At 71.9% G+C, this 25602-nt stretch carries 18 protein-coding genes; 8 read left to right on the top strand and 10 right to left on the bottom strand.

All coding sequences use genetic code 11. The features are described 5' to 3' along the window. Nucleotides 1-42 precede the first annotated feature (42 nt). From ACFVH0_RS08325 to ACFVH0_RS08310, 4 genes are all read left to right on the top strand, one after another. On the top strand, nt 43-1728 hold the full coding sequence (locus ACFVH0_RS08325; protein ID WP_385818795.1) for a MinD/ParA family protein: 1686 nt from the start codon (nt 43-45) through the stop codon (nt 1726-1728). Nucleotides 1729-1788: 60 nt separating this feature from the next. Further along, nucleotides 1789-5760, top strand: coding sequence for a type VII secretion protein EccCa (eccCa, locus tag ACFVH0_RS08320; RefSeq protein ID WP_385818794.1), 3972 nt, complete (start codon nt 1789-1791; stop codon nt 5758-5760). 82 nt (nt 5761-5842) lie between these two features. Further along, nucleotides 5843-7261, top strand: a complete 1419-nt coding sequence (locus tag ACFVH0_RS08315; protein WP_385818793.1) for a DUF6177 family protein — start codon at nt 5843-5845, stop codon at nt 7259-7261. A 526-nt stretch (nt 7262-7787) separates the two neighbouring features. After that, nucleotides 7788-8765 (top strand): terpene synthase family protein, encoded by a 978-nt coding sequence (locus ACFVH0_RS08310; RefSeq protein ID WP_385818835.1) that lies wholly within the window; start codon nt 7788-7790, stop codon nt 8763-8765. Nucleotides 8766-8852: 87 nt separating this feature from the next. Here the strand turns inward: ACFVH0_RS08310 and ACFVH0_RS08305 are convergent, their stop codons facing one another. Further along, on the bottom strand, nt 8853-10130 hold the full coding sequence (locus ACFVH0_RS08305; protein ID WP_385818792.1) for a PucR family transcriptional regulator: 1278 nt from the start codon (nt 10128-10130) through the stop codon (nt 8853-8855). 175 nt (nt 10131-10305) lie between these two features. Here ACFVH0_RS08305 and ACFVH0_RS08300 point away from each other — a divergent pair, with 175 nt between their 5' ends. Next, entirely contained in the window at nt 10306-11799 is a 1494-nt protein-coding gene (locus tag ACFVH0_RS08300) for a long-chain fatty acid--CoA ligase (protein WP_385818791.1), read from the top strand. A gap of 148 nt (nt 11800-11947) precedes the next feature. Beyond that, a complete protein-coding gene (locus ACFVH0_RS08295; RefSeq protein WP_385818790.1) occupies nt 11948-13435 on the top strand; it encodes a carboxylesterase/lipase family protein in 1488 nt (495 codons plus the stop codon). A gap of 49 nt (nt 13436-13484) precedes the next feature. On the opposite strand, the gene ACFVH0_RS08290 is transcribed toward ACFVH0_RS08295, so the two are convergent. Continuing rightward, on the bottom strand, nt 13485-13694 hold the full coding sequence (locus ACFVH0_RS08290; protein WP_385818789.1) for an EF-hand domain-containing protein: 210 nt from the start codon (nt 13692-13694) through the stop codon (nt 13485-13487). 165 nt (nt 13695-13859) lie between these two features. On the opposite strand from ACFVH0_RS08290, the gene ACFVH0_RS08285 reads away from it, so the two are divergent. Then, nucleotides 13860-14498 carry a GNAT family N-acetyltransferase gene (locus tag ACFVH0_RS08285; protein WP_385818788.1) on the top strand — a complete coding sequence of 213 codons (639 nt, stop codon included), beginning with the start codon at nt 13860-13862 and terminating at the stop codon, nt 14496-14498. Nucleotides 14499-14535: 37 nt separating this feature from the next. Here the strand turns inward: ACFVH0_RS08285 and ACFVH0_RS08280 are convergent, their stop codons facing one another. The 6 genes from ACFVH0_RS08280 to ACFVH0_RS08255 form a co-directional block, all read right to left on the bottom strand. Next, nucleotides 14536-15729: a beta-propeller fold lactonase family protein gene (locus ACFVH0_RS08280; protein WP_385818787.1), complete on the bottom strand. Its 1194-nt coding sequence runs from the start codon at nt 15727-15729 to the stop codon at nt 14536-14538. Further along, nucleotides 15729-16547, bottom strand: coding sequence for a polysaccharide deacetylase family protein (locus tag ACFVH0_RS08275; RefSeq protein ID WP_385818786.1), 819 nt, complete (start codon nt 16545-16547; stop codon nt 15729-15731). Before ACFVH0_RS08275 ends, ACFVH0_RS08280 begins: the two co-directional genes overlap by 1 nt. Before the next feature lie 355 nt (nt 16548-16902). Then, nucleotides 16903-17418, bottom strand: coding sequence for an ATP-binding protein (locus ACFVH0_RS08270; RefSeq protein ID WP_385818785.1), 516 nt, complete (start codon nt 17416-17418; stop codon nt 16903-16905). Between the two features lie 251 nt (nt 17419-17669). After that, entirely contained in the window at nt 17670-18437 is a 768-nt protein-coding gene (locus ACFVH0_RS08265; protein WP_385818784.1) for an enoyl-CoA hydratase/isomerase family protein, read from the bottom strand. Nucleotides 18438-18541: 104 nt separating this feature from the next. Then, nucleotides 18542-19786, bottom strand: a complete 1245-nt coding sequence (locus ACFVH0_RS08260) for an Ig-like domain-containing protein (protein WP_385818783.1) — start codon at nt 19784-19786, stop codon at nt 18542-18544. A gap of 212 nt (nt 19787-19998) precedes the next feature. After that, entirely contained in the window at nt 19999-21225 is a 1227-nt protein-coding gene (locus ACFVH0_RS08255) for an Ig-like domain-containing protein (RefSeq protein ID WP_385818782.1), read from the bottom strand. A gap of 153 nt (nt 21226-21378) precedes the next feature. On the opposite strand from ACFVH0_RS08255, the gene glgX reads away from it, so the two are divergent. Next, nucleotides 21379-23601 carry a glycogen debranching protein GlgX gene (gene glgX, locus ACFVH0_RS08250; RefSeq protein ID WP_385818781.1) on the top strand — a complete coding sequence of 741 codons (2223 nt, stop codon included), beginning with the start codon at nt 21379-21381 and terminating at the stop codon, nt 23599-23601. Nucleotides 23602-23619: 18 nt separating this feature from the next. On the opposite strand, the gene ACFVH0_RS08245 is transcribed toward glgX, so the two are convergent. Both ACFVH0_RS08245 and ACFVH0_RS08240 read right to left on the bottom strand, forming a co-directional pair. Continuing rightward, a complete protein-coding gene (locus ACFVH0_RS08245) occupies nt 23620-24267 on the bottom strand; it encodes a response regulator (protein ID WP_385818780.1) in 648 nt (215 codons plus the stop codon). 20 nt (nt 24268-24287) lie between these two features. Further along, entirely contained in the window at nt 24288-25577 is a 1290-nt protein-coding gene (locus ACFVH0_RS08240; protein WP_385818779.1) for a sensor histidine kinase, read from the bottom strand. Nucleotides 25578-25602 lie beyond the last annotated feature (25 nt).

The raw sequence follows: 25602 nt of genomic DNA, 5'->3' as shown, positions 1-25602 counted from the left end.
GGTGCTCCGGGCGGGGCAGCAGGGCGAAAAAGAAGGGCAGACATGCCGAACGAAGACAACTGGCAGGGCGATGTGCTGCGCGCCATGAGGGGCGGCGCCGCCCAGCAGGGCGCTCAGGACCCCGACGGCCGGGCCCCCGACGGCCAGGGCTACGGAGCCCCCGCGCAGGGTCAGGGCGGTCAGCCGTACGGTGCCGCCGCGCCGGGGCCCGGCGTTCCCGCGCAGAACGCCCATGCCTACGGGACGCCCCAGCAGCACCCCGGCTACCAGGAGCCCCAGCCGCCCCAGCAGCAGTACGCCGACTACCAGCAGGAGCAACAGCAGGCCGCCCAGCAGCACACCGGCTACCAGCAGGAACAGCAGCAGGCCGCCCAGCCGCAGCACACCGGCTATCAGGAGCAACAGCAGGCCGCCCAGCCGCAGCACACCGGCTACCAGCAGGAGCAACAGCAGGCCGCCCAGCAGCAGTACGCCGACTACCAGCAGGAACAGCAGCAGGCCGCCCAGCAGCACACCGGCTACCAGGAGCAACAGCACCAACAGGCTCAGCAGCAGCAGTACCTCGGTTACCAGGAACAGCAGCAGCACCAACAGCCCCAGCGTGCGTACCCCGGTTACCAGGAACAGCAGCAACCGCCCCAGCAGCACCCCGGCTACCAGGAACAGCGGGGTGTGGCCGCCCACCCCGTCGCGCAGCCGCGGCAACCGCAGCAGCAACAGCCCCGACAGCAGCCGCAGCAGCAGGCCCAAGCGCAGGCGCAGGCGCAGGCCCAGGCCGCGTACACACCGGGCACCCGGCCCCACAACACCCCGGACTCCCGGCCCGTGGTGGACCAGGGGCTGGCCGCCGTCGGGCGCAAGGCCCGGCGCGGTGAGCCGTTCACCGCGCGGGCCGCGCGCGCTCTGCGGGTGAGCGTGTCCTCGTCGGCCGCACGCGAGGTCGCCCGTACCACCGCCACCGCCGAGACGCTCCAGCAGCCCGTGACGACCGGCCGGCAGATCGCCGTCACCTCCATCCGGGGCGGCGCGGGCAAGTCGACCGTCGCGGCGCTGCTCGGCACCACGTACGCGCACTACCGCCAGGACCCGGTCCTCTTCGTCGAGGCCGACCCGTCGCTCGGCTCGCTGCCGCTGCGGCTCGGCGCCGAGTCGCTGCGGTGGACCACCGGTGATCTGGCGGGCATCATCGAGCCGCAGATGTCGCTGCTGGACATCACCGGCTATCTCGTCCAGCTCCCCGGCAACGCCTGGCTGCTGCCCGGCAGTCAGGGCCAGATCGGCGCGATGCTGGACAGCAGGGCGTACGAGCGGGTCATGGTCTCGCTGCGCCGCTACTTCGGCGTCACGATCGTCGACTGCGAGACGCTGCCCGCCGAGGTCGCCCGGGTCGCGCTGTCCGCCGCCCAGGCCCGGGTGCTGGCCGCCCCCGCCACGCTGGAGGGCATCACCAGCACGTACGCGGTGCTCCAGTGGATGCAGTCGCTGCCCCGGCAGGTGATCGCCGGCACGGTCGTCGTGCTCAGCGAACTGGTGCCGCACCCCGGACTCGATCTCGACGAGGCGACGAAGAGGCTCGAAGCCACCGGGGCGAGCGTCCGGGTGCTGCCGTACGACCGGCATCTGGCGGCCGGCGGCGAGATCCGTACCGAACTCCTGGCGCACGCGACGCGGGAGGCCGCCACCCGGCTCGCCGCCGATGTGTTCCGGCTCTCCCAGCAGCACCACTGATCACCGATCGGCAGCACCACTGATCCCGATGCCGAGCCCGACCCCGAGTGACGGACGACGATGAGTACCCGACTGATCCACCGCCCGGCCAGGACCACCCGGCCGCCGGCCGCCTCCGAGGCGCGCACCATCGAGGCCCCGCCGAACCTGCCCGAGGGCAAGTCCGGCAACATCGCGATGTCGCTGTTGCCGGTGGCCGGTGTGATGTCCTCCGTCGTGATGATGACGGTGGTGCGCAACAGTCAGTTCGCCGGTCTCGGCGCGATCATCCTCGTCGTCACCGTCATCGGCTCGGTGGCGCTGGTCTTCTCGCAGCGCGGCAAGGCCCAGCGCACCCGCCGTACCCAGCGCGAGGCCTATCTCGCGTATCTGGAGGACCTGCGCGAGGAGCTCTCCGTAGAGGAGCGCCGGCGGGCCGAGCGGGCCGATGTCCTCAACCCGCCGCCGCACGCCCTGTACGACATAGTGCGCGACCCGGCGCGGGTCTGGGAGCGGCGCCGTCTCGACGGCGACTTCCTGCGGGTGCGCGTCGGCACGGGCGAGATGCCGGTACGCGATCTGACGGTCGCCCAGCAGGGCTCGTCCGTCCTGTCGCCGCCCGACACCTTCATGCTCAACGAGGCGTCCGCGTTGATGGACCGCTTCCGCACCGGCACCGAACTCCCGCTGACCGTCCCGCTCGACCGGGTCGGCAACGTCAGTGTCATCGGCCCCCGCGAGGACTGCCTGCGCATCGCGCGCGCCCTGCTCGTCCAGACCGCCGCCACGCACGCCCCCGACGACGTCGCGATGGCGCTCGCCGTGCCCGGTGACCGGCTGGCCGACTGGGAGTGGGCCAAGTGGATGCCGCATCTGCTCGACCCCGAGCAGTTCGACGGCCCGGTCGCGGCCCGCCGGATCGCCCCGTCCGCACCCCAGCTCTCCCGCCAGATCGGCCCGGAGCTGCGCCGCCGCGCCTCGTACGCGGCCGAGGTGCGGCGCGGTCTGTCCGGCAAGGACGCGCTGTCCATGACGTCCCGGCTGCTCGTCGTCACCGACGGGCACGGCGAGGACGCCGTCGACCTGCCGCGCCCGGACGACGCGGTCGGCCTGCGCGAGATGGGCATCAGCGTGCTGCACCTGCTGGAGCACCGGGTCCAGGAGCCGGGGCACGTGAGCGTCCGGATCACCGTCGGCGGCGACGGGGTGGTCATCGAGGACCTGCGCGAGCAGGAGCCGATCAGCGCCCATGGCACCGTGGACGAGGTCAGCATCCCGTTCGCCGAGGGACTGGCGCGGATGCTGGCGCCGATGCGGCTGTCCGCCGAATCGCTCGTGGACGCGCCGCTGTCGGGCCCCGTCGACTTCGCCGACCTCCTGGGCATCGACGACGTGGCGCAGCTGAACCTGTCGCGGATGTGGGCGCCGCGCGGCGAACGCGCCTTCCTGCGGGTGCCGATCGGCATCAGCGACTCCCACCAGCCGGTGCTCCTGGACCTCAAGGAGTCGTCCGAGCTGGGCATGGGCCCGCACGGGCTGTGTGTCGGCGCCACCGGTTCCGGCAAGTCGGAGCTGCTGCGCACCCTGGTCCTGGCCCTGGTGGCCACGCACCCGCCGGAGGACCTCGCCCTGGTCCTGGTCGACTACAAGGGCGGTGCGACCTTCGCCCCGTTCGCCGAGCTGCCGCACGTGGCCGGGGTCATCACCAACCTGGAGAACCAGGCGGGCCTCGTCGAGCGGGTGCACGCCTCCCTCGCCGGTGAGGTCAAGCGCCGTCAGCAGGTGCTCAAGGACGCGGGCAATGTCGCCGACATCGGTGACTACGCGGCGCTGCGCGCGGACCGGCGGCCCGATCTGGACCCGCTGCCGCATCTGTTCGTGGTGATCGACGAGTTCGGTGAACTCCTCACCGCGAAGCCGGACTTCATCGACCTGTTCCTGTCCATCGGCCGGATCGGCCGTTCCATCGGTGTGCATCTGCTGCTGTCCAGCCAGCGCATCGAGGGCGGCAAGCTCAAGGGCCTGGACACCTATCTCTCGTACCGGCTCGGTCTGCGCACCTTCTCCGCCGACGAGTCGCGTACGGTCCTGGACACCACGGACGCCTTCCATCTCCCGCCGCTGCCCGGCTTCGGCTATCTGAAGGTCGACACCAGCCATTACGAGCGTTTCAAGGCGAGCTATGTCTCGGGCGCGTACCGGGGTCCGGTGCAGCGCGACGAGGAGCAGGACAGCGGTCCGCTGGCGCTGGAGTACGAGGCGTTCAACACCCTTGCCGAGCCGGAGAGTTCGGGCGAGGAGCCGAAGGTGCGGCGCCGGGAGACCGGGCCGACCGAGATGGGTGTCATCGTCGACCAGCTGCGGGAGGCGGCCGGTCCGGTGCGCCGGATCTGGCTGCCGCCGCTGCCCGGCGCGGTCGCCCTGGACAAGGTCGCGGGGCCGCTGGACGTGGGCCCGCGCGGGATGCAGCTGGCCAAGCGGCGCGGTCCGCTCCAGGTGCCGCTCGGTCTGCTCGACGACCCGACCAAGCAGTGGCAGGGCCAGTGGTACCTGGACCTCACGGTGGCGGGCGGACACGCCGCGGTCATCGGCGGGCCGCAGACCGGCAAGACGACGCTGCTGCGTACGCTCGCGCTGGCGATCTCGCTGACCCACACCCCGCAGGAGGTCGGTATCTACGGCCTCGACCTGGTCGGCGGCGGTCTCCAGGCCGTGTCGGGGCTGCCGCACGTCGGCGGTGTCGCCGGGCGGGCGGACCGGGAGCGCGCGGGGCGCACCGTCGAGGAGGTCCGGGGCATGCTCGCGGTCCGCGAGGACCTGTTCCGCGAGCACAACATCGACTCCGTGGAGCAGCTGCGTTCGCTGCACTCGGCGGGCCGGCTGCCGCAGCTGGCCTCGGCCGAGATCGTGCTCATCATCGACGGTTTCGGTGCGCTGCGCGACGACTTCGACGAGCTGGACGACGCGGTCGTGGACATCCTCAAGCGCGGTGGCGGCTACGGTATCCACGTCGTCGCGGGCATGCTCCGCTGGAACGACGTACGCATCGCCACCCAGTCGAACTTCGGCACCCGGGTCGAGCTGCGGCTGAACGACCCCAGCGAGTCCAGCATCGACCGCAAGCTCGCGCAGACCCTGTCGTCCGACGAGCCGGGCCGCATCCTGACCGACGGCAAGCTCTTCGCCCAGGTCGCGCTGCCCCGCACGGACGGTCTCGCGGACGTCTCGGACCTGGGCGCGGTCCTGGAGCACACGGCCCGTACGGTCCGGGCCACCTGGAGCGGCGAGGTCGCCCAGCCGGTCCGGATCCTGCCGCACGTCCTGGAGCCGCATCTGCTGCCGGGCCCGGTCGCCGAGCCCAAGCGGGTGCCGATCGGCCTGGACCAGACGGCGCTCGCGCCCGCCGTGCTCGATCTGTTCCACCACGACCAGCACCTGCTGATCCTGGGCGACAGCGAGTGCGGCAAGACGAATCTGCTGAAGACCGTCGCCGGCGGGCTGATCGAGCGCTACGGCGAACAGGAGCTGGTCTTCGCCGTCATGGACCCGCGGCGCGGGCTGCGCGGCGCGATCCCCGAGGAGTTCCGCGGCGGGTACGCGTACAACCCCAAGATGTGCGCGGGTCTCGCCGCCGGTATCGCCACCGAGCTGGAGAAGCGGCTGCCGGACGACCGGGCGGACACCGAGGACCTGGAGCCCGGCAGCTGGGGCAGCGGTCCGCGGATCGTGATCCTCGTCGACGACTACGACGTGCTGACCACCGCCGGTCAGTCGCCGCTCGACCCGTTCCTGCCGTACATCCCGTCCGCCGTCGACATCGGCCTGCACTTCGTGCTGACCCGCCGGGTCGCGGGCGCCTCGCGCGGCATGTACGACCCGCTGGTGCTGGGTCTGCGCGAGTCGGGGGCCTCCGCGCTCCTGATGTCCGGCGACCGCAGCGAGGGCCAGCTGTTCCCCGGTGTGTACGCCGCCCAGCAGCCGCCGGGCCGCGGGGTGTTCATCCGCAGGGGGCAGCCCAACCGCCTGATCCAGACCGTGTACACCGCGGAGTGACCCGCCGGGGCGCGGTCCCGTTTCCGCGGGCCGCGCCCCCACCGCACATCCGCACCCGGACGAAGAAGGAACGGCCGACCACATGACCAAGGACGTCATCGCCCTCACCCCGCGCATGCCCGACCCGTTGACCGTGCTCGCGGGTCTGCTCGCGGGCGGCCCGGACAGGCTGGTGGGGACCACGGGCGAGGATGCCGTCGTGCAGCTCTGTGACGACCAGGGCCGGCCGCTCGTCTCCATCGAGGCGCCGCTGCTGGTGCAGGTGGCGGGCGAGGCCGAGCGGCTGCTCGGGGCCACCGCGCCGCCGGTTCCGTTCTGGTGGACGGAGGCCCGTGCCACCACCGGGGTCGAGGAGGCCGAGCTGCTCGCGGGCACCTTCGCGGCCCGGATCGCCACGCTGGCCGGGGGCTCCGCCTGGCCGCCGGAGGCCGCGCGTTCCCTCGCGGTGGTGAAGAGCGAGGGGGTGAGCGTCGCGCCGACGCCCGCCGCCGCGCAGCCCGCCGTGGACGCGCTCACCGACAAGGTGGCCGTCATCATCCAGGACCGTCCGGTGGTCGCGATGACGGCCTGGCTCTCGGATGCGTTCCGGGCGGCGGCCAACGCCGAGCTGGGGCTCCAGATCGTCACCTCGCCGGGTGCCACCCTCTCCCCCGCGGTGCGCAACAGCCTCAGCGGCTGGCCGTCGCGCTGGGTGGTGCAGGACGAGAAGGACGGCTACTACGACGGCCTGTCCGGTGCCGTACTGCGCTGGCAGCACGGCATGTTCGCGACGGTCGAGTCGGCCGACGCCACCCCCGAGGACCCGCGCACCCCGGTGGCCGACGCCTACCGGGAGGTCACGGACACCGGTGACCGTCAGCTGGCGATCTCGTTCCGCACGGTCCACCCGGCGGACGACCGGCTGGTGCTGGGCGGGGCCCTGGAGTCGGTGTGGCAGGAGCTGACGGGGCAGCCGCCGGCCGGATGGGGCACCGCCGAGCCCGCCAACCTGCCGTGGTCGCTGCGCCGGCTGACCGATGTCGCCTTCGACCGGGCGCCCGAGCCGACCTGGCTCGTGGTGGTCGGCAGCCCGGACCGGCCGGGCCTGGCCACGGTCCGCATCAGCCGTACGAAGGCGGGTGTGGAGGAGGACGTCACGCTGGCGTTCGGCTACGGGCCCGGCGAGGAACCCCCGCTGGACGCCCTGCCCCGGGTGGCGGAGGTGCTCGCCACCCGTCATCATCTGCAGTCGATGCTGGTCCAGCTCCGCAAGGCCCGCCGCGACCTGGCGGTGCCGCCGCGCTTCGAGGGGCCCGGGGTTCCGCTGGCCTTCGTGCTCGGCGCGGAGGAGGTGCGCGAGATGCCCGGCGACCGGGCCCGGCGCACGCCGCTCTCCGAGCCGCCGGTCCAGCTCGGTCCGAGGTCCCGTCCGGCGCTGTACTACCCGCTGCCGGGCGATCCGTCGGACCTGTCCGGCTGGCAGGACTTCGAGCGGCTGATGCGGCATCTGAAGGGTGCCTGAGCGGTACGGGACAGCGGCCGCGACAGCATGCGGGGCGGTTTGGCAAGGGGCGGGACGAGGCGGGGTGCGGCGGGGCGGCGTAAAATCGTCTGCGCGGCCGTCCGCGCCGACGTCCGCGCCCCCCGACAGCCGACAAGCACAACCGGTCATCCGTTGCTCAGAGATGTTCATTCGTTTCTGACGATCAAGCACTTTCGGTCACGTACGGCTTCCCTCTTTTCTCAACAGGGGGTTGACTGGGTGTTACACATGGTGATGCCACCGTCCTGAGCCGAGGGCGATTGCCACCGCGGGCCCACGGGCCCGGCCCCGATGCCCCCACCCCCGGCGGAGGAGAGTGAGCAGGAATGACTGCCTCGTCTCGCACGGTGCGCCTCTGGCCAGGGTCGGTGGATGCGGGCGGCCCGTCCCCCGATGCGTACCCGGCCCCGGGACGCGAGTCCGGCCGGTTACCCGTTCGTATCGTTCATCCGAATCGTTTCGACGAGGGGCACCAATGAGCCAGATTGTGCTGCCAGCGTTTCATATGCCGTTCCAGAGCACCGGATGCAATCCCGGCATCGAGAAGACCCGGGAGGCCGCATGGGAATGGGCCGAATCCAATGGCCTGGTGCTCTCCCCGGTGGCCCGGAAGAAAATGATCCGGACCCGGCCCGAACTCTGGATATCCCTCATCTTCCCCACTGCTGCGCAGCAGCATCTCGATCTCTTCTGCCAGTGGCTCTTCTGGGCCTTCCTCGTCGACGACGAGTTCGACGACGGGCCCGCCGGACGCGATCCGCGCATGTGCGAGGCGGCGATCGACCGGCTGGTCACCGTGCTCGACGGCGGCCCGCCGCGCGGCGCCATGGAGCGCGCGCTCGTGGGGCTGCGCACCCGCACCTACCGGGACCGGTCGGCGCGCTGGATCCGGCAGTTCCGCCGGGACACGGTCGCCTGGCTGTGGACCTACTACGCCGAGGCCGTGGAGCGGGCCGCCGGGCAGGCGCCGACCCGGAGCGAATTCGTGAAGCACCGCCGGGATTCGGTGGCCATGCAGCCCTTCCTGGATCTCCATGAGATCACCGCCGGGATCGATCTTCCGGAATCGGCCCGGAGCCTGCCCGCGTACATCGCGCTGCGCAATGCGGTGACCGATCATTCGGGGCTCTGCAACGACATCTGCTCCTTCGAGAAGGAGGCGCTGCTCGGCTACGAGCACAATGCGGTGCGCCTCATCCAGCGCGACCGTGACTGCACGCTCCAGGAGGCCGTGGACGAGGCCGGGGCGCAGCTCGCGGAGATCGCGCAGCGGGTGCAGCGCGCCGAGAAGGATCTGGTCGAGGAGATCGAAGCGGCCGGCATCCAGGGCGCCACCCGGGCCGCGCTGGAGCGGTGCGTACAGGACTACCGGGGGCTGGTCCGGGGCGACTTCGACTACCACGCCCGCGCGGAGCGCTACACCCGTCCCGATCTCGTCGAGGTCGACGAGCGGGATTCCATGTCGAAGCACTTCGCCGCCTGACCCACCGTCGGCACGGCGCGGGAGCCGCGACCGGAGGCCCGGCGACGGCCTCCGGTCCCGCGCGGTGGACGCGCCGCGGGACGGCCCTCAGGACCCCGGCGCGCCTTCGTCGTCACCGGACAGCAGCGGCAGCGCCCGCAGGGCCAGCGCCCATCCCAGCCGCACCTCGCCCGACTCCGCGTTGCAGCCGGTGAGTTCGGCGATCCGGCCGATCCGGTTGAGGACCGTGTTGCGGTGGCAGTAGAGCAGTTCGGCCGCCCGCGCCGCCGAGCAGCCGCTGTCGAGCCAGACCCGGAGCGTGCCGAGCAGCACCTCGCGTTCGGCCGCCATGTCCAGTACGCCGCCCAGCCGTGTGCCGACGATGCGCTCGGCGATCTCCGGCCGGCCGACCAGCAGCACCTCCGCGAGCCGGTCGTCGAAGGCCGCCACCTCACCGCTTCCGGCGGGCAGCGTGCGCAGCGCCTGCTCGGCCAGCCGCAGCGCCCGGCCCGCACGGGCCAGCCGGTCGAACTCCGGTGAGACGCCCGCGGTGGCGCCGGTGCGGTGGCGCAGCAGGCCGAGCAGGACGCCGGACTCCCCCGAGGCCAGCCGCACGATGCCCGCGTACCGGCCCGACCGGGGCCGCCAGAAGGACCAGATGCCGTGCTCGTCGAGGACGGGTGCCGGGTTGGGCGGCGCGGCCGGGTCCTGGGCGGCGACGACGATGACGTACCGGTCCTGGACCGGCACGCCCAGCGCGGCGGAGGCGGCCGACGCGACCGCCGGATCGTCGCCGCGCCCGTCGAGCAGGGCCTCGAAGAGGGCGACGCGGCGGGTGTCCTGCCTGCCCTGCATCTCCAGCTGGGTCAGCCGGTACGACTCCGCCATCACCAGTGAGTAGCGGTCGATGGTCTCCCAGACGGCGCCCGCCATGTCCAGCTCGGTGTCCCGGTCGACCGCCGCCGCACGGTCCTCCTGCGTCCCGCGCGTGGCCCGCAGATACTCGGCCATCACCTGCCACATCACCCGGCCACCGCGCCGGTACGCCTGGAGCACGGTGTCCATCGGCACGCCCTGTTCCGCACGCCGCCGCCCCGTCTCGCGCGCCGCCTGCTCGGCGTCCCCGCCGGACGACAGCCCGCCGAAGTCCTCCAGCGCGCGCAGCAGGTTGTCGCGGCAGATCCCCCACAGGTCGTCCCGGCTGACGGGCGAACCGGAGGCATACGTACTGCTGTGCGCGTGGATGTCGTCGACGACCCGCCGGGTCAGTTCGTCGATCCCCGGCAGCAGGGCGATGGCCAGGGCCCGCCGCAGCCCGCCGTCGCCGTCGCCTTCCGGGCGGGGGCCAGGGGTGTGCGGGGTCCGGGCACCCGGATTCTGCGCCATGAACGAAGGTTAACGCCCGCGTGTTATGCGGATGCCCCGCCGCGTACCGCTCCGAGTGGCCACTGCCCAGGTGAAGCGCGCGCATGGTGGGCAACCGCACATTGTGCAAAGACGGGGACACGGCCGATTCTGAGCAGGACCAGCCGTGTGAACACCGTGTTTCCTGGAGCCCGTCATGTTTCTCAGCGTCGCGACCGTCCTGGGTGAGTCGGCCCGCAAGCACCCCGACCGGGTGGCCGTGGTCGATTCGGGCGACCGGATCAGCTACCGCGAGCTGTGGGCGGGGGCGCTGCGCTGTGCGGGCGCGCTGCGGGCGTCCGGGGTCCGGCCGGGTGACCGGGTCGCGGTGCTGCTGCCCAATTCGGCGGACTTCCTGTACGCGTACTACGGCGCGCTCGCCGCCGGGGCGACGGTGGTGCCGGTGCACGGGCTGCTGGTCGCCGAGGAGGTGGCGTATGTGCTGCGGCACAGCGGTTCCGTCGCGCTGATCAGCGGCGGTCCGATGTGGCCGGTCGCCGAGGAGGGGGCCCGCGCCGCGGGCGTCCGGGCCGTGCGCGGTCTGCCGGAGGGCGGCGAGCCGCTGACCGCACCGGAGCCGGCGGCCCCCGAGGACATCGCGGTGATCCTGTACACCAGCGGCACGACCGGGCGGCCCAAGGGCGCGCAGCTCACCCACCTCAACATCGTGATGAACGCCTCCGTCTCCGCCCACGACCTGCTGCGGCTGGACGGCGACGACGTGGTCCTCGGCTGTCTGCCGCTGTTCCACAGCTACGGGCAGACCTGTGCGATGAACGCGACGCTGCGGGCCGGGGCGACGCTCGTCCTCATGCCGCGCTTCAGCGGCGCGGGCGCGCTGGAGCTGCTGATCACCGAGGGCGTGAGCGTCTTCATGGGCGTACCGACGATGTACCACGCCCTGGTCGAGGCGGCGGCGCAGAGCGACCCGGCGAACCGCCCCACCCTGCGCGCGGGCGTCTCCGGCGGCGCGGCCCTCCCCGTGGCCGTGCTCGAACGCTTCGAGGCCACCTTCGCGACGCGGATCCTGGAAGGCTACGGGCTGACCGAGACGTCCCCGGTCGCCACCTTCAACCAGCCGGAGTTCGGCCTGCGCCCCGGCACGGTCGGCCACCCGGTGTGGGGCGTGGAGATCGGGGTGGCGGACGCGGCGGTGGAGGACGCCGTGGTGCTGCTCCCGGACGGCGAGGTCGGCGAGGTCGTGGTGCGCGGCCACAACGTGTTCGCCGGGTATCTCGACGATCCGGAGGCGACGGCCGCGGCGGTGGTCGACGGCTGGTTCCGCACCGGGGATCTCGGGGTCCGGGACGCGGACGGCTTCCTGAGCATCGTCGACCGGAAGAAGGACCTGGTCATCCGGGGCGGCTTCAACATCTATCCGCGTGAGGTCGAGGAGGTGCTGGTCCGCCACCCGGCGGTCTCCGAGGTCGCGGTGATCGGGGTGCCCGACGAGGCGCGCGGCGAGGAGATCTGCGCGGTCGTCGTGGTGCGGGCCGGTACCGAGGCGGTGACCGAGCAGGAGCTGATCGACTGGTCCAAGGAGCGGCTCGGGCGGCACAAGTACCCGCGGATCGTGCGGTTCACCGAGGCGCTGCCGCTGGGACCGACCGGCAAGGTCCTCAAGCGGGCCCTGACGGCGGGCTCCGCCTGACCGCACCGGCGTCCGCCGTTCACCCGACAGGGCCGGTCCGGGTCGACGCGGCCCCGGACCGGGTACGTATCGAAGCACCGGCACCGGTGGCCGTCGTCCGCGCCGGCACCGTCCGCGACCGCACCGCACCGCAGAAGGGCTGGACCTCATGTCTGCCGTACCCACTCCGATACCCGGGACGTCACCCCGGGTCAGCACGGTCCACGGGGCGGTGCGCGGCACGCTGGAGCGGGGTGTCGCCGTGTTCCGCGGCATCCCGTACGCCGCCGCGCCGGTCGGCGCCCTGCGCTTCCGGGCACCCGGGCCGCCCGAGCCCTGGGAAGGGGTACGGGACGCGGTGGCGTTCGGGCCGACCGCGCCGAAGCGGCCGTACAGCCCGCCGCTGGACCGGCTGCTGCCCGACCCCGACGTACCGGGCGACAACTGCCTGAACCTCAATGTGTGGACGCCGTCCCCGGACGCCACCGGGCTGCCCGTCATCGTCTGGATCCACGGCGGTTCGCTGCTGCACGGCTCGTCGGCGGTTCCGCTGTACGACGGGAGCGCGTTCGCCCGGGACGGCGTGGTCCTGGTGTCGGTCAACTACCGGCTCGGCATCGAGGGGTTCGGGGTGCTCCCGGACGCGCCCGCCAACCGGGGGCTGCTCGACCAGATCGCGGCCCTGGCGTGGGTGCGGGACAACATCGCGGCGTTCGGCGGCGATCCGGACCTGGTCACGGTGTGCGGCGAGTCGGCGGGGGCGATCAGCATCGGCGCCCTGCTGGCCATCCCCCGGGCCCGGGGGCTGTTCCGGCGGGCGGTGCTGCAGAGCGGTGCGCCGACCGCGCTGCCGCCGGGCGCGGGCGCCCGCCGCACCACGGAGCTGATCGCCAAGCGGCTCGGGGTCGCGGCGACGGCGGAGGCGCTGGCCGCGGTCGATCCGGCCGCGCTGCTGGCCGCGCAGACCGAGGTGACGGCCGGCGGCTCCCCGCTGACCGGCGGGAACTCCTTCCAGATCGTGGTGGACGGCGAGCTGCTGCCCCGCGATCCGCTCGAAGCGCTGCTGGACGGCGCCGCGTCCGGTGTCGATCTGCTGCTGGGCTCGAACAGCGAGGAGTACCGGCTCTGGTTCGTCCCCAGCGGTCTGACGGAGCGGCTGTCCTCGTTCAAGCTCAGGCTGGCCCTGCTGAAGTTCAGGGTGCCGGGTGCCACGGCGCGTACGTACCGGGCGAACCGGCCGGGTGCCACGCCGGGTGAGCTGCTCGGCGCGCTCGCCACCGATCTGCTGCTGCGGGTTCCGCTGAACCGGCTGGCCGACGCCCACGCGGACGGCCCGGGAAGCACCCATGTCTACGAGTTCGGGTGGCCGTCCCCGGTGCTGCGGCTGGGCGCCTGTCACGCGCTGGAGATCGGCTTCGTCTTCGACACCCTGGACCGGCCCGACGCGGTGGCGCTGGCCGGTGCGGACGCCCCGCAGGAGCTGGCCGACGCGATGCACGCGGCATGGGTGGCGTTCGCGGTGTCCGGCGACCCCGGCTGGCCGGGCTGGGACGGCTCACGCCCGGTGATGGGCTTCGGCCCCGGAGAGCCCGCCGTCGTGCGGGCCCCGCGCGACGCGGAGCTGCGCGGCTGGGCGCCGTACCGCGAGAGCGCCTGAACGCCGGATCCCCGGCCCTCGGGCCGGGGATCCGGGTCCGGCGTGACGCTCAGTTCTGCGCGGCCCAGAACTCGTCGAACGTGAGCAGCCCGTCGCCGTTGGCGTCGTGCGAGTTGATGACGGCCTGGGCCACCGGCTCGGTGACGTAGGGGTCGCCGAGCTGCGCCATCACGCTCTTGTACTCGGCGGCCGAGATCAGCCCGTCGCCGTTCAGATCGAACCGCTCGAATGCCTTGCGCGCCGCCTCGATGTCCGCCACAGTTCCGCCCCTTCGTAATGCCTGATCAATGCCTGACCAATGCCTGACTGACGGTGGCCAGATTAACGGTCGCGACGGATGGCGGTCGCGGCGGCCGGTCGTCGATCATGGGCGGGTGGTCCGCCGCCCGGCGGACCGCGGCCCGGACGGGGAGGCGGAACGCTCGTGGATGACTCGCTGGCACGGATTCTGGCGGCTGCGGCGGACGGGCGGTTCCCGCCGCCGGACGGGTCGACGACCGTGGTGCGCCGGCCCTCCGCCCGGGACGCGGGAGTGCTGGCGTTCACCGCGCACTCGGTGGTCTTCACCGACGAGGACCCCGACTGGGTGCGGTCCGTGCTGGCCGGCACCCCCGGCGACGCGCTCGCCGCGACGATGAATCCGTACTTCCTGGGCGTGCTGATGGCCCGCAGCGGCCGGCACATGAACACCGTCGATCTGCTGACGGCCGCCCACGCGCTGCCCGGCGAACCGGAGATCGCGCTGCGGGAGATCGAGGACCCGGAGCATCCGCGGGTGGCGCGGGCGATGAAGTACCGCGACGAGGTGCGGGTCTGGGCCGCCGACGGCGGTGTGGTGATCCTGGGCCGGGGCGTCGCGGGGCGATGGGAGACCGCGATCGAGGTGGCCGAGGAGTCGCGCGGGCGGCGGCTGGGCGAACGGCTGGCGCGGGCGGCCCGGCATCTGGTGCCGGACGCGGTGGTGTGGGCCCAGCAGTCGCCGGGCAACGCCCGCAGTGTGCGGACGTTCCAGGCGGCGGGCTACCGGCCGGTGGGTTCGGAGGCCCTGCTGATCGCCGGGTGAGCGGTCGGCAGGGCCGGGGCGCGCGGTGGCCGGGCGGTCAGCGGAAGACGCCGGTGTGGCCGAGCGAGTAGCGGCCCGGCTGCGGGTAGACGGCGAGTCCGTGCGGGCCGCTGCCCACCGGGATGCGGGCGAGCTGCTTGCCGGTGGCGGTGTCGATCGCGTACACCTCGGCGTCGTAGCGTCCGCTCAGCCAGAGGACCTTGCCGTCCGCCGAGACCCCTCCCATGTCGGGGCTGCCGCCGCCGGGCAGCCGCCATTTCTTCGCCAGCTTGCGCTGTGCGAAGTCGAAGACGGAGATGGAGCCCTCGCCGCGGTTGGAGATGTACATCTCCTTGGAGTCACGGCTGACGTAGAGGCCGTGGGCGCCCTTGCCGGTGCGCAGCAGCTTCGGGGTGGTGAACTTCTTGCCGTCCAGCACCCAGACCCCGTCGGCGATCATGTCCGCGATGTAGAACGTTCCGCCGTCCGGCGACAGTTTCACGTCCTGCGGCATCGCGCCCTTGAACGGCAGCTTCTGCCGGCCGATGACCTTCATCTTCGCGGTGTCGACCTTGAGGAGTTCGCCGGAGAACTCGCAGGAGACGATGAAGTACCGGCCGTCGGTGGAGAAGTCGGCGTGGTTGACGCCCTCGCAGTCGACCGGGAGGGTCCTGGCCGTCTTCATGGTGTGGGCGTCGCGGAAGACCAGCTGACGGTCCATCGAGGCCATCACCACGGCGTACTTGCCGTCCGGGGTGAAGTAGAGGTTGTACGGGTCGGAGACCGGCACCGTCGGGCCGGTCTTCCCGGTGGCCGGGTCGATGGCCGTGAGGCTGTCGCCGATGTCGTTGTTGACCCAGAGGGTCTTCAGGTCCCAGGACGGCACGACGTGCTGCGGCTGGCGGCCGACCTTGATGGTCCTGATGACCTTGTACGTCGCGGGGTCGATCACGCTCACGGTGTCGGAGTTGGTGTTGGGGACGTACACCCGGGACGGGAAGTCCTTGACGGCCGGCGAGAGCTTTCCCGGCCGGTCGGCGGAGTAGATGTCCTTGGCGTCGAGCACCGGGGGCATTCCGGGGAGCCCCGGCGGCGCGGGCGGGGTGAGACGTCCGGTCCTGGCGGGCTGCGCGGCGGCCTCGCTGCCGACGGCCTGGACGTTCGCCTGGTCGGCGGAGGTGCCGCAGCCGGTGAGTACGGCCAGCAGGACGCCCCCGAGCAGGGCCGCGGTGTGCTTGGTGGAGGGAGACATCAGGTCAGCAGCTCCGTGGTCGTCACCGCGCGCAGTCGGCGGCGGTCGATTTCGGTGAGGAGGAGGGGCAGGGCGGCGACCGTGTCCGCGTAGCCGAAGTGCAGGCTCACCACCGATCCGTTGCGGATCTCCCCGGCCACCTTGCGGGTGACGGCCGCGGCGCCGGGAGAGGTGAAGTCGAGGGAGTCCACGTCGTAGGAGAGGACGTGCGGGTAGCCCGCCCGGGCGGCCAGCCGCTGGACGAGCGGGGTGGCGGACCGGGTGCGTGAGGGCCGGAACCAGGTGCCGATGGAGCCGGTGAGCCTGCGCAGCCGCTGGGCGCAGCCGTTGATCTCCGCGTACGCCTCGGCCTCGCCCATCGCGGAGATGTCGACGTGGTGCTGGGTGTGGTTGCCGAGTTCGTGGCCGCCGTCGAGGATGCGCCGGGCCATCGTGGGGTGTTCGTCGAGCCAGCTGCCGACGGCGAGGACGGTGACCCGGACGTGTGCCCGTTCGGCCTCGGCGAGCACGGTCCGGGCGATGGCGGGGTCGCCCTGGCCGTGGAAGGTGAGGGCGACGCGGGCGCGGTCCCGGGGGCCGTGGTCGATCTGGACCGGCTGTCCGGGGAAGCGGTGCGGTCCTGGCGCGGGAGCGGGGGACGGCGGCCGGGTGGTCGCGTCGGCGGGGTTCTTCGGACTCACCGTGTCCGTGACGGTGCCGGCCGGTGTGCCGGCGGCGTCGCGGTCCGCGCATCCGGCGGTGAGGACACCGGCGAGGGCGGCCCCTGCTCCCGCGCGCAGGGCGCCGCGGCGGTGCACCGGAGTGTCGGAGGCGTTCATGTGCAGACACAGTAGGGGCGAAATGGGAAGAAAATAACAATTTAGGCATATGGGCGAAGCGAATGAATCACTCACTGAATCCCATAAATATTCACACTTTTGCAGGCAAGTGACCCATCACACCTGCGATTCAGCCCTGGAATGTCCCACTATGGCAGCCTATAAACCAATTGCCTCTTTGGCGGGGAGGTCGCCCGTCTGCCATAGTCGGTCACACGACCGCATGACCCGAGCCCGGTCGTCACAAGCGGCCGTGAACACACCCCCCATTTCACGGCCCCCACACAGCAGCCCCCGAAGCGCCTCACCGCGGCGAACCGGGGGCTGCTGTGTGTCCGGGCGCGATCCGGCCGGGTCAGCGGTCGGAGATCCGCATCTCGAACCAGGTGGTCTTGCCACGCGGCAGCAGATCCACGCCCCAGCGGTCGGAGAGCTTGTCGACGAGGAAGAGACCCCGCCCGCTGATGTCCATCTCCTGAACCGGCATCAGACAGGGCAGCCCGCGCGAGGGGTCGCGCACCTCGATCCTGATCCAGCCCCGCCGTCGCAGCATCCGCAACCCGAAGACCCGGGCGCCGGTGTGGCGCACCGCGTTGCCCACGAGCTCCGAGACGAGCAGCACGGCGTACTCGGCGGTCTGCGGGGAGAGCGCCCACTGACGCAGCACCACGCACGAGGTGAGCCGTCGGGCGGTGGCCGCGGACTCCGGACGGGAGGGCAGCCGGACTTCACCCTCCGTCGGATTTCCGAACAACTCCAGCGCCTTGAACGCCTGTTCGTCCTCGACGACCGGCATCCAGCGCGCCGCTGTCGCACCACTGTGCGGTCGCGGCTGTTCCACACCCTCCAGGCCCGCCATGGACACCATCATGGCCGCAAGACGGGTGCCCCGGGGCCGTTCCGAAGGAATCCGCACCCCGGAACACGCCGCTCCGTGATCACCGAAAGTCATATGCCACTGGCAGAACGAGGCCCGCCACAGCCCTGCTGACCTGCATGAATACCCCCTCCGATGGCGGTTGACCGGGCCATCGGGGAGCTGGGCCTCAAGGCTGTCCCGAGGCCCGGCCAATCCGCCCGCACGGATGAACGCGCGTCAGTCTGTGCCCAACTGTCGTTCGGTCAGAGGAACTTGGCCTTGCCCGGCCCCTCCTCGACGAAGCTGCGCATTCCGCGCTCCCGGTCCTCGGTGGCGAACAGTCCGGCGAACCAGTTCCGCTCGATCGTGAGCCCGGTGTCGATGTCCGTCTCCAGACCGGCGTCGATGGATTCCTTGGCGGCGCGCAGGGCCAGCGCCGGTCCCTTGGCCAGCCCGGCGGCCCAGGCGTGCGCCTGCTCGTACACCTCGGCGGCGGGCACCACCCGGTCCACCAGACCGATCGCCAGGGCCTCTTCGGCCCGCACATGGCGGCCGGTGAAGATCAGGTCCTTGGCCCGGGACGGGCCGATCAGCCGGGCCAGGCGCTGGGTGCCGCCCGCGCCCGGGATCAGCCCGAGCAGGATCTCGGGCTGGCCCAGCTTGGCGTTGTCGCCGGCGATACGGAAGTCGGCGCAGAGCGCCAGCTCGCAGCCGCCGCCCAGCGCGTAGCCGGTGACGGCGGCGACGACCGGCTTGGGGATCCTGGCCACCGCGGTGAACGAGTCCTGCAGCGCCTTGGACCGTACGACCATCGCCGTATGGTCCATCGCCTGCATCTCCTTGATGTCCGCGCCCGCCGCGAACACCTTCTCGCCGCCGTAGAGGACCACGGCGCGCACGTCGTCGCGCCGGGTCGCCTCCTCGGCGAGTTCACGCAGCCGGTCCTGGGTGGCGACGTCCAGGGCGTTCATGGGCGGGCGGTCCAGCAGGATCGTGCCGACGCCGTCGCGTACTTCGAGATTTGCGGTCATGAGAGGCAGGTTAACCGTCGCTAACGACGGCGGGCCCGGTGCTGTTGGTCACAGCACCGGGCCCGCCCGTGTTCCCCGTGAGGAGAGGTTCCTTGCGCGCAGGACTACTTGGTCCACTCCGACCAGGACATGTTCCAGCCGTTGAGGCCGTTGTCCGGCTGGATCGTCTTGTCGTGCGAGTTCTTCACGACCACGACGTCACCGATGAGCGAGTTGTCGAAGAACCAGGCCGCGGAGGTCTTCTTGCTCCAGGCGCCGCGCACGTCCTGCAGACCGACACAGCCGTGGCTGGTGTTGGTCGAACCGAAGATGCCGGACGAGCCCCAGTAGTTGCCGTGGATGAAGGTGCCCGAGGTGGACAGACGCATCGCGTGCGGCACGTCCTTGATGTCGTACTCGCCGCCGAAGCCGACGGTGTCACCGTTCATCCGGGTCACCTTGAGCTTCTCGCTGATGACCATCTGACCGTTGTACGTGGTGGTCGCCGGGGCGCCCGCCGAGATCGGGATGTCCTTGATCTGCTGGCCGTCGCGGACGACCTTCATCCGGTGGCTGCTCGCGTCGACCGTGCTGACCTGCTTGCGGCCGATCGTGAAGGAGATCGTCTTGGACTGCTTGCCGTAGACACCGGGGCGTCCCTCGACACCGTCGAGGTTGAGCTTCACGGTCACCTTGGTGCCCGCGGCCCAGTAATCCTCGGGGCGGAAGTCGAGCCGGTCGTTGCCGAACCAGTGGCCCTCGACCGGGACGGACGGCTCGGCCGTCACCTTGATGGCGTTCTCGACCGCGTCCGGGTCGGTGATACCGCGGGTGAAGTGGATCGACACGGGCATCCCGACGCCGACCGTGGAACCGTCCTCCGGGGTGTACTGCCCGATGAAGGTGTTCTGCGGGACCAGCGTGGTGAAGCTGGTGTCCTTGGCCGACTCACGGCCCTCCGAGTCCTTGGCGACCACGTGGACCTTGTACTTGGTCGCGGCGGCCAGGTGCTGGTCCGGTGCCCAGCTCGCGCCGTCCGCCGCGATCTTCCCCGCGACCTCGGTGCCCTTGGGGTCGGAGACCTTGACCGTGGTCAGCTTCCCCTGGTCGGCCGAGATCTTCAGCGCGCCGCTGGTCGCCACGGAGTCCGCGCCGTCCTTGGGCGCGACGGTCACCACGGCCTGCGAGGCCGAGGTGTCCTCGGCCTTGCCCGCGCCGCCCTTACCGCCGCCGGCGTCGTCTCCCCCGCCGCACGCCGTCACCAGCAACAGCAGCGCACCCAGTACCAGAGCCAGCAGTCCGGTGGACCCTCGCCCGCCCCGTACGCCGCTCGCCCCGGCCGATGTCCCCGATATCGGCTGCCCGTTCAATGTGATTGTCTCCCCTCACACGGCCTGGCCCCGCCAAGGCCCCGGGAGCCCGAAGGCTCCCTCCCCCGCGCGCTGCACATGCACGCTCAGCGAAAGATAATCACACCGGCCGTGTGGAAATGACCCCCCGGATGTCACCGTTCAGTCCCAAGTTGTCCCGGGACTTCTGCCAGGTGGCGCGGGACTCCGGGGCGGGGCGGTCCGACGGGGACTCAGCGGAGGGCGGAGCCGGCCTTCCACCGGGTCCAGTCCAGATTCCAGCCGCCGAGCCCGTTGTCCGGCGCGACCTTCTTGTCGTCGGAGTTGACGACCTCGACCACGTCGCCGATGAGCGTCCGGTCGTAGAACCGGCCGGCCGGGGTTTCGCTGCTGCCGCCCCGCACGTCCTCCAGCCCGACACAGCCGTGGCTGACGTTCTCCGAGCCGAAGACGCCCTCGTCCGACCAGTAGTTGCCGTGCAGGAAGGTGCCGGAATCGGTGAGCCGGATGGCGTGCGGTACGTCCTTGATGTCGTACTCGCCGCCGAAGCCGACCGTGCGGCCGTCCATCCGGGTCACTTCGCGCATCTCGCTGACCACCATCTTCCCGTTGTACGTGGTGGTCTTCCCCGCGGAGCCCGCCGTGATCGGAATGGTGGAGACGATTTCCCCGTCGCGGCGCACCTGCATGGTGTGCGCGGCCGCGTCGACCAGGGACGACTGCGAGCGGCCGATCCTGAAGACGACCTTCTTGTCCTGGGTTCCGTACACGTGCGGCGCGCCCTCCACGTCGCGCAGCGCCATCTCGACGGTCACCTCGGTGCCCGGTTTCCAGTACGCGGCGGGGCGGAAGTCGAGCCGGTCCGCGCCGAACCAGTGCCCCACCACCTCGACCGGCGGTACGGACGTCACCTTGATGGCCCGCTGCACGGCCGCGCGCTTGGTGACCGGCCGGTTGAAGTCGAAGGAGACGATCATTCCGGTGCCGACCGTGGCCGCGTTCTCCGGTTTGAAGTAGCCGATGAAGCGGTGCTCGGGCACGGCCATGGTGAAGGTGGTGTGGCGGGTGGTGCGGTTCCCCGAGCCGTCCACGGCCACCGCGTCCACGCTGTACTTGGCGCCGAGCCTGAGCCGGCCCTCGCTCCCCCGGGGCGCCCAGGAGAGTCCGTCCCGCGCGATCCGGCCCGGCACCCTCCGGCGCTGCGCGTCCTCGGTCCGGGTCACCTCGACGCTCTTCAGCTTCCCGTCGGGGACCTTCACCGCGATCCGCCCGTCCGGGCCGATGTTCTTCGCCCCGTCCCGCGGGGTGACCTGGATCGCCTCCTGCGGCGGGCCCGCCGACCCGCCGAAGATCGATCCGGTACCGGTGCAGCCGGTCAGTACGGCCAGCACGACGAACAGTCCTGCCCATGTCGGCGCGGTGGCCCTGCCCGCCACCGCCCTCTTCGCTACGTGGTTCACGCCCGCCCAACGACGGGGGCCGGTCGGGGGAAACGTGAGTGCGGGCGCCCGGATGGGCAGAAACAGGGGGAGGACCACCCTCGGGGAGCCGCGGCCGGGACGCCGTGCGCTCCTTTTCGGTGCCGGTCCCCATGAGCCGCGGGAGGCGAGCAGGTGTCGAGCGCAGCCGAGCAGGAGGCAGTTCAGGAGCCGGGTACGGCCGCCCGGAGCCGGGCCGTACGGGGGCGGCCGCCCGCCGTGTGGCCCGGCTCCCCGACCCCGCTGGGGGCCCGGTTCCGGGTCGGTCCCGACGGGGTCGCGGGCACCAACTTCGCGCTCTGGGCCGGGGGTTCGGACTCCGTCGAGCTGTGTCTCTTCGACGAGGACGGGACCGAGCGCCGGCTCGCGCTGACCGAGCTGACCCATGAGATCCGGCACGGCTTCGTACCGGGTGTGCGGCCGGGACAGCGCTACGGCTACCGGGTGCACGGCCGCTGGGATCCCTGGACCGGGGCCCGCTGGAATCCGGCGAAGCTGCTCCTCGATCCCTACGCGCGGGCGGTGGACGGCACTTTCACGCTTCCGGCCGAGGTGTACGGCCATGTGAGGGACTGGCCGCAGCAGCATGTCGCGGACACCGTCCGCGACGAACGGGACTCCGCCCCGCACGTCCCCAAGGGTGTCGTGGTCCATGACGACGACGACTGGGCCGAGGACCACCGGCCGAAGACCCCGTGGGCGGACTCCGTCATCTACGAGCTGCATGTGCGCGGCTTCACCGAGCGGCACCCCGGCATCCCCGAGGAGCTCCGGGGCACGTACGCCGGTCTCGCCCATCCGGCGGCCGTCGGACATCTGCTGCGGCTCGGGGTGACGGCGGTGGAGCTGCTGCCGGTGCACCAGTTCGCCCACGAGGACCATCTGCTGAGGCGCGGACTGCGCAACTACTGGGGCTACAACTCGATCGGCTACTTCGCCCCGCACGCCGACTACTCGGCGAGCGGCACGGCGGGCGGCCAGGTCGGCGAGTTCAAGAGGATGGTCCGGGCGCTGCACGACGCGGGGATCGAGGTGATCCTCGACGTGGTCTACAACCACACGGCGGAGGCGGGCGAACTCGGTCCGATGCTGTCGCTGCGCGGCATCGACAACCGCGGCTACTACCGCCTCCAGCCCGACGCCCGCCGCTACGCCGACTACACGGGCTGCGGCAACACCCTGCACGTCGTCCAGCCGCACGTACTGCGGCTGATCACCGACTCGCTGCGCTACTGGGTGACGGAGATGGGCGTCGACGGCTTCCGCTTCGACCTGGCCGCCGCGCTGGCCCGCTCCATGCACGACGTCGACATGCTCTCGCCGTTCCTCGCGGTGATCGCCCAGGACCCGGTGCTGCGCCGGGTGAAGCTGATCGCCGAGCCGTGGGACGTCGGCAACGGCGGCTACCAGGTGGGCGCCTTCCCACCGCTGTGGACCGAGTGGAACGACCGCTACCGGGACGCCGTACGGGACTTCTGGCGCGGCGCCCTGCCCGACGTACGGGACCTCGGCTACCGGCTGACCGGGTCCAGCGATCTCTACGCCTGGGGCGGCCGGCGCCCGTACGCCTCGGTCAACTTCGTCACCGCGCACGACGGCTTCACCCTGCGCGACCTGGTGAGCTACGAGCAGAAGCACAACGAGGCCAACGGCGAGGCCAACCGGGACGGCACCTCGGACAACCGGGCCTGGAACTGCGGCGCCGAGGGCGAGAGCGACGATCCCGCGATCAACGCGCTGCGCCGCCGCCAGCTGCGCAACCTGCTGACCACGCTGCTGCTGTCGACGGGGGTGCCGATGCTGGTCGCGGGCGACGAGATGGGCCGTACGCAGGGCGGCAACAACAACGCGTACTGCCAGGACAACGAGACCGGCTGGCTGGACTGGTCGCTGCTCGAACAGCCCGGGTGGCGGGAGCTGACCGAGCTGACGGCGCGGGTGCTGCGGCTGCGCCGCGCTCATCCGGTGCTGCGCCGCCGGGCCTTCTTCTCCGGGCTGCCGCAGGCGGCGGACGGGCTGCGGGACCTGGCGTGGTTCACCCCACGGGGTACGGAGATGACCGAGGGCGACTGGTACGCGCCGGCCGCCACGGTCGGGCTCTTCCTCTCCGGGCGCGACATCCCCGGCCGGAACGCACGGGGCGAACAGATCACCGACGACAGCTTCCTGGCGATCCTGCACGCCGACCACCGCCCGACCGGCTTCCGGCTCCCCGGGCCGCCGTGGGCGCGGAGTTACGAACTGGTCCTGGACACCTCGCGGGAGGACCAGACCACGGCCCCCGGAACCGCCCACCCGGGCGACGGGACACTGACCGTGCCGGCCAGGTCGGTGCAGCTGCTGCGCGTGGCGCAGTGAGCGGGGTGCACGGCCGGGTCAGCCGAGGATGCCCCGGTCGTAGCCGATCGCCACGGCGGCGGCCCGGTCCTTGGCACCCAGCTTGGCGAAGACATGGGTGAGATGGGTCTTCACGGTGGCCTCGCTGATGAACAGCCCGGCGGCGATCTCCCGGTTCGACGTGCCCTTCGCGACGAGTTCGAGCACCTCGCGCTCGCGGGCCGACAGCGCCTCGCTGCCCGCCGCCGGGGTGCGCACCCGTGAGATGAGCCGGGAGGCGACGGCGGGCGAGAGCACGGTGCGGCCGTCGGCGGCGGCGCGGACGGCGGTGAACAGCTCGTCGCGGGGCGCGTCCTTGAGCAGATAGCCGGTCGCACCGGCCTCGATCGCGGGCAGGGTGTCGGAGTCGGTGTCGTACGTGGTCAGGACCAGCACCTTGGACCGGACGCCGAGCCGGGCCAGTTCGGCGATGGCGACGACTCCGCCGCCGCCCGGCATCCGCAGGTCCATCAGGACGACATCGGGGTCCAGCCGGACCGCCAGGTCCACCCCCTCCACCCCGTTCGACGCCTCCCCCAGGACCTCGAAGTCCGGGGCCGAGTCGAACATGCCGCGCAGACCGTCCCGTACGACGGGGTGGTCGTCGACGACGACGAGTGTGATGACGCGTGCGGTTTCCTGAGCCATGGCGGGTCAACCGTACTGGGTCATCGGCTGTGCCGGACCAGGGGCACCCGGGCGCTGACCGCCGTGCCCCGGCCCGGCTCGGTCTCCACCTCGACCGTGCCCGCGATGCGCTCGGCGCGGGCCCGCATGCCGCCGAGCCCGAAGCCGCCCGCACCGCCGGCGGGCGGCAGGGCGGCCGGGTCGAAGCCGCAGCCGTCGTCCCGTACGTCCAGGGTGAGTTCGTCCCCCATGAACGACAGCGTGACACCGGCCCGCAGGGCCCCGGCGTGGCGGCCGACGTTGGCGAGGGCCTCCTCCGCGATCCGCAGGAGGGTGGCGGCTATCTCGTCGTGGACCGGCTCGACGGTGCCGGTGACCGTGAACTCGGCCCGGACCCCGAGGCGTTCCGCCCAGTCGGTGACCGTGCGCTTCAGCGCGCCCGGCAGGTCGTCGTGTTCCAGCGCGGCGGGGACCAGGTCGTGGACCGAGCGGCGCGCCTCGCCGAGGCTGTGCCGGGCCAGGGCGGCCGCGCGGTCCAGGTGTATCCGGGCCAGCGCCGGGTCGGTGTCGCCGATCGAGTCCACCGCCTGGAGCTGGGCGATGATGCCGGCCAGGCCCTGGGCCAGGGTGTCGTGGATCTCGGCGGCGAGCCGGCGGCGCTCGTCGGCGACGCCCGCCTCGCGGGCCTGGACCAGGAGCTGGGCGTGCAGCCCGGCGTTCTCCGCCAGGGCCTGTTCGAGCCGGGCGTTGGCCGACTCCAGTTCGGTGATGGTGTCGACCTGCGTACGGGCGTGGTCGGCCTCGCGGTCGCCGATCCTGGCGAAGACCATGGTGAGGGTTCCGTGCAGGCCGAACAGGGCGGCGAAGGCGACCCAGTTCATCAGGGAGACCGGCGGCAGGCCGCTGCCGCACTGCGCACCCGCCATGATGACGGCGGTGACCAGCAGCCCGGGGCGGACGGCCCGTTGCGGGAGCAGCCGGCCGGTGTCGAAGTATCCGAGGATCGCGAACACCGAGTAGAAGGGGTTGCACCAGGTCAGGGCGAAGGCGATCAGGGTGCGGGCGACGTAGTAGCACTGCGACGACCGCGACTTGGGGACAACGGTCGGCCCGACCCGCCCCCACCAGAGCTGGAGGGCGAAGGCCACCGGCACCAGCACCGCGGCGGCGTACACGTCCGCGCGGTCCATGATGAGCGGGGCGCTCACGGCCGCGACGAAGGTGCTCAGGCCGAGGAACCCGTAGGGCCCGAGCCTGAAGAACCGTTCCCACCCCAGCTCGGCGTTCACCGCGTCGTTCCGGTGCGCCGTCGCCGTGTCCCGCGCCTTCATGGGTGCAGTCTCCCGTATCCGGCGC

Origin of the sequence: Streptomyces sp. NPDC127117 (assembly GCF_042677325.1) — a bacterium.
Lineage (GTDB): Bacteria > Actinomycetota > Actinomycetes > Streptomycetales > Streptomycetaceae > Streptomyces.
Note: the sequence above shows the minus strand (reverse complement) of the source record. Positions and strands in the feature narration are given on the sequence as shown.